This is a genomic window from Microbacterium sp. PAMC21962 (assembly GCF_019443465.1).
In the GTDB taxonomy this organism is placed as follows: Bacteria; Actinomycetota; Actinomycetes; order Actinomycetales; family Microbacteriaceae; genus Microbacterium; species Microbacterium hominis.
Genome location: NZ_CP080381.1, coordinates 3,351,973 through 3,364,353, shown reverse-complemented (window position 1 = coordinate 3,364,353; position 12,381 = coordinate 3,351,973). Strand labels below are relative to the sequence as shown.

The window sequence follows — 12,381 nt, the reverse complement described above, 5'->3', positions numbered from 1 at the left end:
CCCCCATCCTAAGGAGACGCGCTCAACGGTCCGAGACCAGCTGCCCGACGACGGATGCCACGGCGTGCGCGACGTCGAGGGCGACGATCGGTCCGCCGCCGTGTCGCTCGGACGCGAGCGCGCCGGCGCGCCCGTGCAGCCAGGCGGCGGTGGCCGCGGCATCCGCGGGTCGGTCGGGGTAGGCGGACAGCAGCGCGCCCAGCACGCCGGCGAGCACGTCGCCCGTCCCGGCGGTGGCGAGCCAGCCGACGCCGGACGTGACCGAGCGCAGGGCGGGGGCGCCCGTGCCGGGGGCGGCGATCAGGGTCGTGCCGCCTTTCAGGAGGACGACCGCACCCGTCGCCGTCGCGGTGTCGGCGGCGGCCGCCTCGCGATCGGGCTGCTCGTCGCGCCCGAGGCGGCGGCGCAGGGCGGTGTGCTCGCGATCGTGCGGAGTGAGCACCAGGCGGGTGGATGCGCCGGCCGGCGCGGACGGCACGAGATCGAGGGCGCCGGCGTCCACGACGACCGGCACCTCTCCGGCGAGGAGCGTCCGGACGGCGGAGGTCTCCGCGGCGGTCCGCGTCTGCGCGGACGTGCCGGAGCCGACGACCCACGCCTGCACCCGGCCGTCGGCGGTGACCGTCTCGGGTCGGCGGTGCAGCACGAGGTCCGCGGCGCGGCGGGGTCCGAGGTAGCGCACCATGCCCACACCCGTGCGCCACGCCGCCTCGACACCCAGCACGGCCGCCCCCGGGTACTCCTCGGATCCGGTGCGCAGCCCCACGACGCCGCGGGAATACTTGTCGTCGTCGGCGGTTGGCACCCTGAGGAGGGCGGCGGATTCCGCCGCCGACCACGGCCGGGCAGCGCTCATGCCCGCCACTGTACCCCGGCCCCACCCCCGGTCGTCGAGCGAGGCCACCAGGCCGAGTCCAAACACCCACCCCACCCCCGGTCGTTGAGCGAGGCCGCCAGGCCGAGTCGAAACGCCCACCCCACGACCCCTCCGGAGAGTCACGATGAGCCTGCTGTTCACCCCTACGATCTGGCCGGACGCACGGTGCGCAACCGCCTGTGGGTCGCGCCCATGTGCCAGTACTCGGCCACCGACGGCGTGCCGAACGACTGGCACCACGTGCACCTCGCGCAGTTCGCCTCGGGCGGTGCCGGCGTCGTGATCGCCGAGGCGACCGCCGTCGTCCCCGAGGGCCGGATCTCACCGGAGGACGTCGGCCTGTGGAACGACGAGCAGCGCGACGCCTGGGCCCCCATCGCCGCCGCGATCCGCTCCCGCGGCGCTCTGCCCGGCGTGCAGCTCGCCCACGCCGGCCGCAAGGCGTCGACGTGGTCGCCCTTCTCGGGCCGCCGCGGCACCGTCCCCCTGAGCGAGGGCGGCTGGAGCACCGTCGCGCCGTCCGCCGTCGCCTACGACGGGTTCGAAGCGCCCGAAGCGCTGGACGCCGCCGGCATCGACCGCATCGTCGAGGCGTTCGCGGATGCCGCGGCGCGCGCCGTCGCCGCCGGCTTCGAGGTGCTCGAGATCCACGCCGCGCACGGCTACCTCCTGCACCAGTTCCTCTCGCCGCTGTCCAACCTCCGCACCGACGAGTACGGCGGCTCCCTCGAGAACCGCGCCCGCCTGCTGCTGCGCGTCGTGGACGCCGTGCGCGCGGCGGCCCCCGACGCCGCGCTGCTCGTGCGGTTCTCGGCATCCGACTGGGCCGAAGGCGGATGGGATGCCGCGCAGACGGCGACCGTGGCCGCCTGGGCGGCCGCGCGCGGCGCCCACTTCTTCGACATCTCCAGCGGCGGGCTCGTCGCCCATCAGCGCATCACCACCGGTCCCGGCTACCAGGTGCCGCTGGCCGCCGAGGTGCGCCGCGAGGGCGGCGTGGCGGTGAGCGCGGTCGGCGAGATCTCGTCGGGCGCTCAGGCCGAGGAGATCCTCGCCTCCGGCGCCGCCGACGTCATCCTCGCCGGGCGCGAGTGGCTGCGCGACCCGCACTTCGCGCTGCGCGCGCAGGTCGAGCTCGGTGAGCCCGACGCGGGCCTCTGGCCGCCGCAGTACCTGCGCGCCCGCCCCGTCGCCCGCTGATCGGGCGCCGCGCGGGCGTGTCGACGCGGTCCGCTCGCTCGACGACCGGGGGGTCATCCCTCCCGGTCGTCGAGCGAGGCCCGCAGGGCCGCGTCGAAACGCCGCCTCTGCTCAGTAGCCGCGACGCGTCGCGTCGTGCACCTCGCCGACGAGCTCCTCGATGATGTCCTCGAGGAACAGCACGGCCGTCGTCTCCCCCGCCGCGTTGCGCACCTGGGCCAGGTGACGGCTCGTGCGCCGCATGAGCGCCAGCGCGTCCTCGAGGTCGGTCGTCTCGGCGACGGGCACCATGTGGTGGATGCGCTTGGGCTTGATCGGAGCGACGATCTTCTCCTCGGCCCCGGCACCCTCGGCGGCGCGCAGCACGTCCTTCAGGTGCACGTAGCCGATCGGGGCGCCCTCGGCATCCACGATCACGTACCGCGAGAACCCGTGTTTGGCGACGGCGCGCTCGATCTCGTCGGGCGTCGTCGTCTCGGGCAGCGTCACCAGCTCGGACAGCGGCACGGCGACGTCGCGCGCCTTCTTGTCGGTGAACTCCACCGCGGCCGTCACCGCGCCCGACGCATCGTCGAGCACACCCTCGATGCGCGACTGGTTCACGATCGTGGCGACCTCGTCGAGCGTGAACGTCGACGCCGCCTCATCCTTCGGCTCGACGCGGAACAGGCGCACGATGTGGTTCGCGATCCAGTTGAGCGCGACGATGATCGGGTAGAAGAGCTTCGACGTCCACACCAGCGGGGTGGCGAGCAGGAGCACGGCCCGGTCGGGCAGCGAGAACGCGAGGTTCTTCGGCACCATCTCGCCGAACACGACGTGCAGGTACGACACGAGGATCAGGGCGATCGCGAACGCGACGCCGCCGATGACGGCCTCGCTCCACCCCGTGAGTCCGAGCGGCACCTCCAGGAGGTGGTGGATCGCCGGCTCGGAGACGTTCAGGATCAGGAGCGAGCAGATCGTGATGCCGAGCTGGCTCGTGGCCAGCATCAGGGTGGCGTGCTCCATCGCGTACAACGCGGTGACCGCCGTCTTCGACCCCTTCTCGGCGAGCGGCTCGATCTGCGAGCGGCGTGCGGAGATCACGGCGAACTCGGCGCCGACGAAGAACGCGTTGAACGCCAGCAGGACGACCAGCCAGGCGATTCCGGCCCAATCGCTCATCGTCGCTCACCTCCCTCGCGTGCCGCGTCGGGCACGTCGGCACCGTCCGGCAGCGGGTGCGGCGTGAACCGGACGCGGTCGACGCGCCGGCCGTCCATCCGCTGCACCTCCAGCGTCCCGTCCTCGAGATCGATGCGGTCCCCGACGACGGGGATGCGCTCGAGGGTCGACATGAAGAATCCGCCGACGGTGTCGTACACGTCCCCTTCGGGCACGCGGATGCCGGTGCGGTCGAGCACCTCATCCGGACGCAGCTCGGCGGGGAACGTGACCGCTCCGGCCATCCGCACGACGCCGGCCCGGCTGCGGTCGTGCTCGTCGAGCACTTCGCCCACGATCTCCTCCACGAGGTCTTCGAGGGTCACGACCCCGGCGGTCCCGCCGTACTCGTCGACGACGATCGCCATCTGGTATCCGCGGGAGCGCAGCTCCGACATGACGGCGTCCAGGTGGACGGCCTCGGGCACCCGCAGCGGCTCCTGCGCGATCGCGGCGGCCGGCACGTCGCCGCGACGCTCGCGCGGCACGCTGACGGCCTGCTTGAGGTGGACGATGCCGGTGATGTCGTCCATCGACTCGTCGTAGACGGGGAAGCGGCTGTGGCCCGTGCGCCGGGCGAGCTGGATGACGTCCTCGACGCTGTCACCGGCGGCGACGGCGTGGATGCTGGGCCGCGGGGTCATCACGTCGGCGGTGGTGAGCCGCGCGAAGGTGAGGGTGCGATCCAGCAGGGATGCCGTGTCCTCCTCGAGGAGGCCGGCGCTCGCGGAGCGGCGCACGAGGCTGGACAGCTCCTCGGCCGTGCGGGCGCCCGACAGCTCCTCCTTGGGCTCGATGCCCATGCCGCGCAGCACACCGTTCGCGCTCCCGTTGAGCACGGTGATCGCGGGGCGGAAGACGGTCGTGAAGGCGACCTGGAACGGGATGACGAGCTTGGCGGTCTGACGCGGGATGGCGAGGGCGAAGTTCTTCGGCACCAGCTCGCCGAGGATCATCGAGAACGTCGTGGCGATGACGATGGCCAGGGTGGTGGCGATGACGCGCACGAGCGTGTCGGGCACGCCCCACCCCGCGAGCACGGGACTGAGCAGGCTCGTCAGCGCGGGCTCCATCGTGTAACCGGTGAGCAGCGTCGTGAGCGTGATGCCCAGCTGCGCGCTCGACAGGTGCGTGGAGGTGATGCGCAGCGCGCTGATGGTCAGCGACAGCCGCGACTCGCCGGCGGCCTGGCGGGCCTCGAGGTCGGCGCGATCGAGGTTGACCAGCGCGAACTCGCTCGCGACGAACAGTCCCGTTCCGATGGTGAGCAGAAGCCCCACGCCCAACATGACGAATTCCATCACGCGTCACCCCCGATCATGCTCGGGGAGGGTCGGTGGGGCGATCGTCTACAACTGGGAGGGTCGTCCATGGTGCAGAAGAGTTTACGGCACCCGGCCCGCGTCTGGGCTGGATGCCGCGGGCACAATGTCACGGAGCCCGCGACGATGATCGGTAGTGCCTCGTGGCACTGGGAGTCGGAGGAATCGGACTGGCGGCGCATGGGGCTCACCGTGTACGACCCGTCGATCCGCGGCCGCGGGATCGGAACGAATGCGCTGGCCGTCTGGACCGACTACCTCTTCCGCACCACGGCGGCCGTGCGACTCGACTACTCGACGTGGTCCGGCAATGAGCGCATGCTCGCCGTCGGCCGCCGCCTGGGTTTCACGGAGGAAGCCCGCTTCCGCGACGCCCGCGAGGTGCGCGGCACGCGTTACGACTCGGTGGTCATGGGAGTGCTGCGGCGCGAGTGGGAAGGGCGCGGAGCCGAGGAGGTCACCAGCTGACCGGCAGGGCCTTGCCCTCCTCGTAACCGGCGGCGGACTGCAGCCCGACCGTCGCACGCTCGTGGAACGCGGGCACCGTCGCAGCCCCCGCGTAGGTGAACGAGGACCGCACGCCCGACGTGATCATGTCGACGAGGTCCTCCACGGACGGCCGCAGCGGGTCGAGGTAGATCTTCGACGACGAGATGCCCTCCGCGAACAGCTCCTTGCGGGCGCGCTCGTAGGGGTCGAGGCGCCCGAAGCGGCCCTGGACCGCCTTCGTCGAGGCCATCCCCCACGACTCCTTGAAAACGCGGCCGGCCTCGTCGACCTGCAGCTGGCCCGGAGCCTCGATGGTCCCGGCGAACCACGAGCCGATCATGACGGATGCCGCGCCCGCGGCCAGGGCCAGCGCCACGTCGCGCGGGTAGCGCACGCCTCCGTCCGCCCAGACGTGCGCGCCGAGCTCGGCGGCGGCCTGCGCCGTCTCGAGCACGGCGGAGAACTGCGGGCGGCCCACCGCGGTCATCATGCGGGTCGTGCACATCGCGCCCGGTCCGACGCCCACCTTGAGGATGGTCGCCCCCGCACCGACGAGATCGCGCACGCCCTCGGCCGTGACGATGTTGCCGGCCGCGATCGGGATGCCCAGGCCCAGCTCCGACACCGTGTGCAGCGCGCGCAGCATCCCCTCCTGGTGGCCGTGCGCGGTGTCGACGACGAGCACGTCGACGCCGGCCGCGACGAGCGCGCGGGCCTTGGCGGCGACGTCGCCGTTGATGCCCACGGCCGCCGCGACGATCAGCCGACCGTCCGCGTCGACGGCGGGGCGGTACAGCGTCGAGCGCAGCGCCGTGCGCTGCGAGAGCGTGCCGACGAGGTAGCCGTGGTGCAGGACGCAGACGGTCTCGGCGCCCGCGGCGACGATCAGGTCGAAGGCGTGGCGGGCGTCGGTGACGTCGTCGGCGTCGATCGAGGCCCCGCGCCCGCGGGCGAGATCGCCCAGCCGCGCGTCGGGAAGCGCCGTGCCGAGGCGCGTGGCCGGCACGACCCCGAGGATGTCGTCGACGTGGACGCGGGCGGTCTCGCCGGACACCACGACGATGCCGTGGCCCTCCGTCGCGGGAAGCAGCGCCGCGGCCTCGGCGACGGTCGCGTCGGCGCCCAGCACGAGGGGCGTGTCCCACGGCACGGGCTGGTCCTTGACCCAGCGGATCGCCGCGTCGATGTCCTGCAGCGGCATGTCCTGCGGCAGCACGCCCAGCCCGCCGCGGCGGGCGAGGGCAGCGGCGAGGCGGGGACCGGTGACCGAGTTCATGTTCGACGCGACCAGTGGGATGGTCGCGGAGGTGCCGTCGCGCGGCGACAGGTCGACGTCCAGCCGGCTCGTCACGCCCGAGCGACGGGGCACGAGGAACACGTCGGAGTAGGTGAGATCGACGGTGGGCTGGGCGCCGGAGAACTGCATGGTTCCCACGGTACCGACAGAAAACCTGGGATACCCTTGATGAACGTGTGCGTGTGGGCCGCGCCATACACAGCAGCGGGCCTCGCACGATCTGAAGTTCATCGATGAAAGCAGGCGCAACCGTGTCCAGTCAGGTGACCGGCGTGGGAACTTCGAGCGACGGCGAGTTCGGGGCCAACGAATGGCTCGTCGCCGAGATGTACGACCAGTTCGCGAAGGATCGCGACTCGGTCGACCGGGCCTGGTGGCCCGTGCTGGAGGCGTACGAGAAGACCCAGACGGATGCCGGGACGCCCGCGCCCGCGACGACGGCCCCCGCCGCCGCATCCGCTCCCGCGGCGACCGCCCCGGCGGCGACCGACGCCCGCCCGATGACTGCGCCGATCCCCGTCGTCGGCGCGCAGCCGGTCGCGCGCACCACCGCGCGGCCCGCCTCGCCGCAGCCCGTGCCGGCCCAGGCGCCGAACACCGACCCGACGCCGACCCCGGCCGCCCGCGAGGACGTCGTCACGCCGCTGCGCGGCATGCCGAAGACCCTCGCCGCGAACATGGACGAGTCGCTCACCGTGCCGACCGCGACGAGCGTGCGCACCGTGCCGGCGAAGCTCATGATCGACAACCGCATCGTCATCAACAACCACATGTCGCGCACGCGCGGCGGCAAGGTGAGCTTCACGCACCTCATCGGCTGGGCGCTCATCCAGGCGCTCAAGGCCTTCCCCAGCCAGAACGTGTCCTACGCCGAGATCGACGGCAAGCCGTCGGTCGTCGCCCCCGCGCACATCAACCTCGGCATCGCGATCGACCTGCCCAAGCCCGACGGCACGCGCGCGCTCATGGTGCCCTCCATCAAGCAGGCGGAGTCGCTGACGTTCGGCGAGTACCTCTCGGCCTACGAGGACCTCGTCAAGCGCGCCCGCGGCGGCAAGCTCACCGCCGCCGACTTCCAGGGCACCACGATCTCGCTGACCAACCCCGGCGGCATCGGCACGGTCCACTCCGTGCCGCGCCTCATGAAGGGCCAGGGCTGCATCGTCGGCGCCGGCGCCCTCGAGTACCCCGCCGAGTTCCAGGGCTCGAGCGAGAAGACCCTGGTCGAGCTCGGCATCGGCAAGACGATCACCCTGACCAGCACGTACGACCACCGCGTGATCCAGGGCGCGGGCTCCGGCGAGTTCCTGAAGATCGTCCACGAGCTGCTCACCGGTCAGCGCGGCTTCTACGAGGGCGTCTTCGCGGCCCTGCGCATCCCCTACGCGCCCATCCACTGGGCCGGCGACATCAACGTCGACATCGCCGAGCGCGTCGACAAGACCGCCCGCGTGCAGGAGCTCATCAACTCTTACCGCGTCCGCGGCCACCTCATGGCCGACACGGACCCGCTCGAGTACGTGCAGCGCACGCACCCCGACCTCGAGATCGAGAACCACGGCCTCACCTTCTGGGACCTCGACCGCGAGTTCGTCACGGGAGGTTTCGGCGGCAAGCGGCTCATGAAGCTGCGCGACATCCTGGGCGTCCTCCGCGACTCGTACTGCCGCACGGTCGGCGTCGAGTACATGCACATCCAGGACCCGGCCCAGCGCAAGTGGTTCCAGGACAACGTCGAGGTCAAGTACCAGAAGCCGAGCCACGACGAGCAGCTGCGCATCCTCGACAAGCTCAACCAGGCCGAGGCCTTCGAGACCTTCCTGCAGACGAAGTACGTCGGCCAGAAGCGCTTCAGCCTCGAGGGCGGCGAGTCCCTCATCCCGCTGCTCGACCAGATCCTGCAGGGCGCCGCCGGTGCCGGCCTCGACGGCGCCGCCATCGGCATGGCGCACCGCGGTCGCCTCAACGTGCTGACGAACATCGCCGGCAAGACCTACAGCCAGATCTTCCGCGAGTTCGAGGGCTCCGTCGCGATCGGCTCCAAGAGCGGCTCGGGCGACGTGAAGTACCACCTCGGCACGCAGGGCACGTTCGTGTCGGATGCCGGCGAGGAACTGCCCGTGTACCTCGCCGCCAACCCCTCGCACCTCGAGACGGTCGACGGGGTGCTGGAAGGCGTCGTCCGCGCCAAGCAGGACCGGATGCCGATCGGCTCCTTCTCCTGGCTGCCCATCCTCGTGCACGGCGACGCGGCCTTCGCCGGCCAGGGCGTCGTCGTCGAGACCCTGCAGATGTCGCAGCTGCGCGGCTACCGCACGGGCGGAACGGTGCACGTCGTCGTCAACAACCAGGTCGGCTTCACGACCCTCCCCCAGGACGGGCGCACCTCGGTGTACGCCACGGACGTCGCCAAGACGATCCAGGCGCCCATCTTCCACGTGAACGGCGACGACCCCGAAGCCGTCGTGCGTGTGGCCGAGCTCGCCGTGGCCTACCGCCAGGAATTCAACCGCGACGTCGTGATCGACCTCGTCTGCTACCGCCGCCGCGGTCACAACGAGGGCGACGACCCGTCGATGACGCAGCCGCTGATGACGAACCTCATCGAGGCCAAGCGCTCCGTGCGCCGCCTCTACACGGAGTCGCTCGTCGGTCGCGGCGACATCACCGAGGAGGAGTACGAGAAGGCCAAGCAGGACTTCCAGAACCGCCTCGAGATCGCCTTCGCCGAGACGCACGCCGCCGAGACCGGCGCCACGGGCATCGTCTCGCCCTCGACGACCGGACCGGTCGACCAGGCCGTCGGCGAGCCGGAGACCACCGGCGTGTCCGTCGAGGTCGTCAACCAGATCGGCGACGCCTTCGTCAACAAGCCCGACGGCTTCACGGTGCACAACAAGCTGCAGCAGCTGCTCGACAAGCGCCTCGACATGAGCCGCAACGGGCAGATCGACTGGGGCTTCGGCGAGCTGCTCGCCTTCGGCTCGGTGCTGATGGAGGGCACGAACGTGCGCCTCGCGGGTCAGGACGCCCGCCGCGGCACGTTCGTCCAGCGTCACGCGGTGCTGCACGACCGGGCGAACGGTCAGGAGTGGCTGCCGCTGGCGAACCTGTCCGAGAGCCAGGGCCGCTTCTACGTCTACGACTCGCTGCTGAGCGAGTACGCGGCGATGGCCTTCGAGTACGGCTACTCGGTCGAGCGGCCCGACACGCTGACGCTGTGGGAGGCGCAGTTCGGCGACTTCGCCAACGGCGCCCAGTCGGTCATCGACGAGTACATCTCCGCGGCCGACCAGAAGTGGGGTCAGCAGTCGAGCGTCGTGCTGCTGCTCCCCCACGGCTACGAGGGCCAGGGGCCCGACCACTCCTCGGCGCGCATCGAGCGCTACCTGCAGATGTGCGCGCAGGACAACATGACCGTCGCGCGCCCCTCCACGCCCGCGTCGTACTTCCACCTGCTGCGCCGTCAGGCCTACGCCCGGCCGCGTCGCCCCCTGATCGTCTTCACGCCGAAGGCGATGCTGCGTCTTCGCGGAGCCACGAGCCCCGTCGACGCGTTCACCAGCGGACGCTTCGAGCCGGTGCTGGACGACGATCGGAACATCGACCCGTCGGGCGTGACGCGCGTGCTGCTCCACTCCGGGAAGATCCACTGGGATCTGAAGGCCGAGCTCGACAAGAAGCCCAACCCGCAGGTCGCGCTCGTGCGCCTCGAGCAGCTCTACCCCGCGCCGATCGACCAGCTCAACGCCGTGATCGAGCGATACCCGAACGCTCAGCTCGTCTGGGTGCAGGACGAGCCCGAGAACCAGGGCGCGTGGCCGTTCATCGCGCTCGAGGTCGTCAAGCACCTGCACGGTCGCACGATCCGACGCGTGTCCCGCGCCGCCGCCGCCTCGACGGCGACGGGCTCGCCGAAGGTGCACGCGCGCGAGCAGGCCGCGATCCTCGAGAAGGCGCTGACCGTCTGACGCGGCGAGACGAGGGGCCCGACACACCCGACTGGACGACATGGACGTCGCGCTCCTCGTCAACCCGACCGCTCGCGCCTCCGCGCGCACGCACGCCGCGGAGGACGTCGCCGCGCTCCTGCGCGCCCACGGCATCCGCACGACGCTGATCGCGGGCGGGAGCGCCGCCGAATCGACGCGCCTGCTGCGCCTCGCCCTCGACGCGGGGGCCGACGCCGTGCTCGTCGCGGGCGGCGACGGCACGGTCAATCTCGCCGCGCAGGAGCTCGCGGGCACCGGCATCCCGCTCGGCATCGTGCCGACGGGGACCGGCAACGACGTGGCCACGGCCCTCGGGCTGCGCGAGCGCGATGCGCGCGGCGCCGCCGAGGCCGTCGTGGCCGGGTCCACGCGCACGATCGATCTCGCGCGCGTGCGTCGCGCGGACGGCTCGACGACGTTGTACGCGACCGTGCTGGCGAGCGGGTTCGACTCGCGGGTGAACGACCGTGCCAACCGCATGCGCTGGCCCCGCGGACACGTCCGCTACGACCTCGCGATCCTCATCGAGTTCCTGCGGCTGCGCTGCGTCGCCTTCGAGGTGGAGCTCGAGCACGACGACGGCACGATCGAGCGCCGCAGCGAGGAGCTGCTCATGGCGACGGTGGGCAACGGCCCCACCTACGGCGGCGGCATCCCCATCTGCCCGGATGCCGACCTCGCCGACGGCCTCCTCGACGTCACGCTCGTGCGCCCGCTCGGCCGCGCCCGCCTGTTGCGACTGCTGCCCCGCGTCTACCGCGGCACGCACACCGGCCTCGATGAGGTCGTCACCGCGCGCGTGCGGCGGGTGCGGCTGTCCGCCCCCGCGACGACCGCCTACGCCGACGGCGACGCGGTGGGGATGCTGCCCCTGGAGGTCGACGTCGTTCCCGGTGCGCTCCACGTCTTCGCGCCGCCGGCGCGCTGACCCCGTTTCAGGGCCGGGTCACGGACCGCCCCGCAGGGGTGCGGTCAGTGGTGCGTGGCCTGCTCGGCGCGCAGACGCGCGAGCACCTGATCGCGCAGCTGTTCGGGCGCCGTCTCCTTGCAGGCACGCGCCACGACCGCGGTGAGCGTCGTCGCGACCAGTGCCTCGTCGCGGCAGGAGGGGCAGGTCTCCAGATGGGCACGGATGTCCGCGTGCTCCGTCTTGCAGACTTCGTTGCGGAGGTACTCCTCCAGATCTTTGCGCGCTTTGTCGCAGCCGCAGTCGCTCATTTCCTGCTCCCTGATGAAGAAGTGGCGGGCGCCGGCACATCGATGCCGCGCTCGCGTGCGTAGTCGGCGAGGAGGTCGCGCAGCATCCGTCTGCCACGGTGCAGACGGCTCATGACCGTGCCGATGGGGGTTTTCATGATGTCCGCGATCTCCTGATACGCGAAGCCTTCGACGTCCGCGAGGTAGACCGCCAGCCGGAAGTCCTCGGGGATCGACTGCAGCGCGTCCTTGACCACCGACGCGGGCATGTGGTCGATGGCCTCCGCCTCGGCGGAGCGGCTGCTCGTGGCCGTGGTCGACTCGGCACCGCCGAGCTGCCAGTCCTCGAGGTCGTCGATCGTGCCCTGATAGGGCTCGCGCTGCTTCTTGCGATACGTGTTGATGTACGTGTTGGTGAGGATGCGGTACAGCCACGCCTTGAGGTTGGTGCCCTGCGTGAAGGAGGACCACGACGCGAACGCCTTGACGAAGGTCTCCTGGACGAGGTCCGCGGCATCCGCCGGGTTCCGCGTCATCCGCATGCCCGCCGCGTACAGCTGGTCCATGAACGGCAGGGCCTGCTCCTCGAACTGCGCGCGGACGTCGATCGCCGTCGACGCGTCCTCCGACGGCGGCTCGGGGTACTCGGACGCTGGGTTCTGGGACACCGTGTCGTCGGGCGCTGAGGCCGCCTGCTCTTCCATCAGCGCCCAGTCTACGTCGGCGATGTCCGCCCGCACGGGTGCGAGTGTCGCGGTCACGGGGCTCCTCTCCCGGTCTGGCTCGGACGGCCCGCCGCGG

10 protein-coding genes are annotated in these 12,381 nt (G+C 71.6%); 4 read left to right on the top strand and 6 right to left on the bottom strand.

From position 1 onward, the window contains the following. Window positions 1-22 precede the first annotated feature (22 nt). Window positions 23-856, bottom strand: a complete 834-nt coding sequence (locus KY498_RS15730) for an NAD(P)H-hydrate dehydratase (protein WP_191008916.1) — start codon at window positions 854-856, stop codon at window positions 23-25. Between the two features lie 213 nt (window positions 857-1,069). Between KY498_RS15730 and KY498_RS15725 the strand changes: the two genes are divergently transcribed. Next, a complete protein-coding gene (locus KY498_RS15725) occupies window positions 1,070-2,077 on the top strand; it encodes an oxidoreductase (RefSeq protein WP_258186426.1) in 1,008 nt (335 codons plus the stop codon). Between the two features lie 111 nt (window positions 2,078-2,188). On the opposite strand, the gene KY498_RS15720 is transcribed toward KY498_RS15725, so the two are convergent. Both KY498_RS15720 and KY498_RS15715 read right to left on the bottom strand, forming a co-directional pair. Then, window positions 2,189-3,244: a hemolysin family protein gene (locus tag KY498_RS15720; protein ID WP_060960900.1), complete on the bottom strand. Its 1,056-nt coding sequence runs from the start codon at window positions 3,242-3,244 to the stop codon at window positions 2,189-2,191. Next, complete coding sequence (locus tag KY498_RS15715) at window positions 3,241-4,584, bottom strand: hemolysin family protein (RefSeq protein ID WP_060960901.1); 1,344 nt, start codon at window positions 4,582-4,584, stop codon at window positions 3,241-3,243. The genes KY498_RS15720 and KY498_RS15715 overlap by 4 nt, the downstream gene beginning before the upstream one ends. A gap of 147 nt (window positions 4,585-4,731) precedes the next feature. Between KY498_RS15715 and KY498_RS15710 the strand changes: the two genes are divergently transcribed. Beyond that, entirely contained in the window at window positions 4,732-5,073 is a 342-nt protein-coding gene (locus KY498_RS15710) for a GNAT family N-acetyltransferase (RefSeq protein ID WP_258186425.1), read from the top strand. Here KY498_RS15710 and KY498_RS15705 read toward each other — a convergent pair. After that, the gene (locus KY498_RS15705) at window positions 5,063-6,520 is read right to left on the bottom strand and encodes a GuaB1 family IMP dehydrogenase-related protein (RefSeq protein WP_191008917.1); all 1,458 of its coding nucleotides are present in this window, start codon (window positions 6,518-6,520) and stop codon (window positions 5,063-5,065) included. The two genes, KY498_RS15710 and KY498_RS15705, sit on opposite strands and share 11 nt — an antisense overlap. A gap of 122 nt (window positions 6,521-6,642) precedes the next feature. Here KY498_RS15705 and KY498_RS15700 point away from each other — a divergent pair, with 122 nt between their 5' ends. Next, window positions 6,643-10,362 (top strand): multifunctional oxoglutarate decarboxylase/oxoglutarate dehydrogenase thiamine pyrophosphate-binding subunit/dihydrolipoyllysine-residue succinyltransferase subunit, encoded by a 3,720-nt coding sequence (locus KY498_RS15700; RefSeq protein ID WP_191008918.1) that lies wholly within the window; start codon window positions 6,643-6,645, stop codon window positions 10,360-10,362. Window positions 10,363-10,402: 40 nt separating this feature from the next. Then, window positions 10,403-11,311 (top strand): diacylglycerol kinase, encoded by a 909-nt coding sequence (locus KY498_RS15695; protein WP_191008919.1) that lies wholly within the window; start codon window positions 10,403-10,405, stop codon window positions 11,309-11,311. Window positions 11,312-11,355: 44 nt separating this feature from the next. Here KY498_RS15695 and KY498_RS15690 read toward each other — a convergent pair whose 3' ends face one another. Next, entirely contained in the window at window positions 11,356-11,601 is a 246-nt protein-coding gene (locus KY498_RS15690) for a zf-HC2 domain-containing protein (protein ID WP_060960904.1), read from the bottom strand. Continuing rightward, the gene (locus KY498_RS15685) at window positions 11,598-12,341 is read right to left on the bottom strand and encodes a sigma-70 family RNA polymerase sigma factor (protein WP_082734285.1); all 744 of its coding nucleotides are present in this window, start codon (window positions 12,339-12,341) and stop codon (window positions 11,598-11,600) included. The genes KY498_RS15690 and KY498_RS15685 overlap by 4 nt, the downstream gene beginning before the upstream one ends. Window positions 12,342-12,381 lie beyond the last annotated feature (40 nt).

Bases quoted from the DNA above. Each gene is read 5' to 3' on its own strand.
- KY498_RS15720 (WP_060960900.1), bottom strand. From the start codon at position 3,244: ATGAGCGATTGGGCCGGAATCGCCTGGCTGGTCGTCCTGCTGGCGTTC.
- KY498_RS15710 (WP_258186425.1), top strand. From the start codon at position 4,732: ATGATCGGTAGTGCCTCGTGGCACTGGGAGTCGGAGGAATCGGACTGG.
- KY498_RS15715 (WP_060960901.1), bottom strand. From the start codon at position 4,584: ATGGAATTCGTCATGTTGGGCGTGGGGCTTCTGCTCACCATCGGAACG.
- KY498_RS15725 (WP_258186426.1), top strand. From the start codon at position 1,070: ATGTGCCAGTACTCGGCCACCGACGGCGTGCCGAACGACTGGCACCAC.
- KY498_RS15730 (WP_191008916.1), bottom strand. From the start codon at position 856: ATGAGCGCTGCCCGGCCGTGGTCGGCGGCGGAATCCGCCGCCCTCCTC.
- KY498_RS15705 (WP_191008917.1), bottom strand. From the start codon at position 6,520: ATGCAGTTCTCCGGCGCCCAGCCCACCGTCGATCTCACCTACTCCGAC.
- KY498_RS15690 (WP_060960904.1), bottom strand. From the start codon at position 11,601: ATGAGCGACTGCGGCTGCGACAAAGCGCGCAAAGATCTGGAGGAGTAC.
- KY498_RS15695 (WP_191008919.1), top strand. From the start codon at position 10,403: ATGGACGTCGCGCTCCTCGTCAACCCGACCGCTCGCGCCTCCGCGCGC.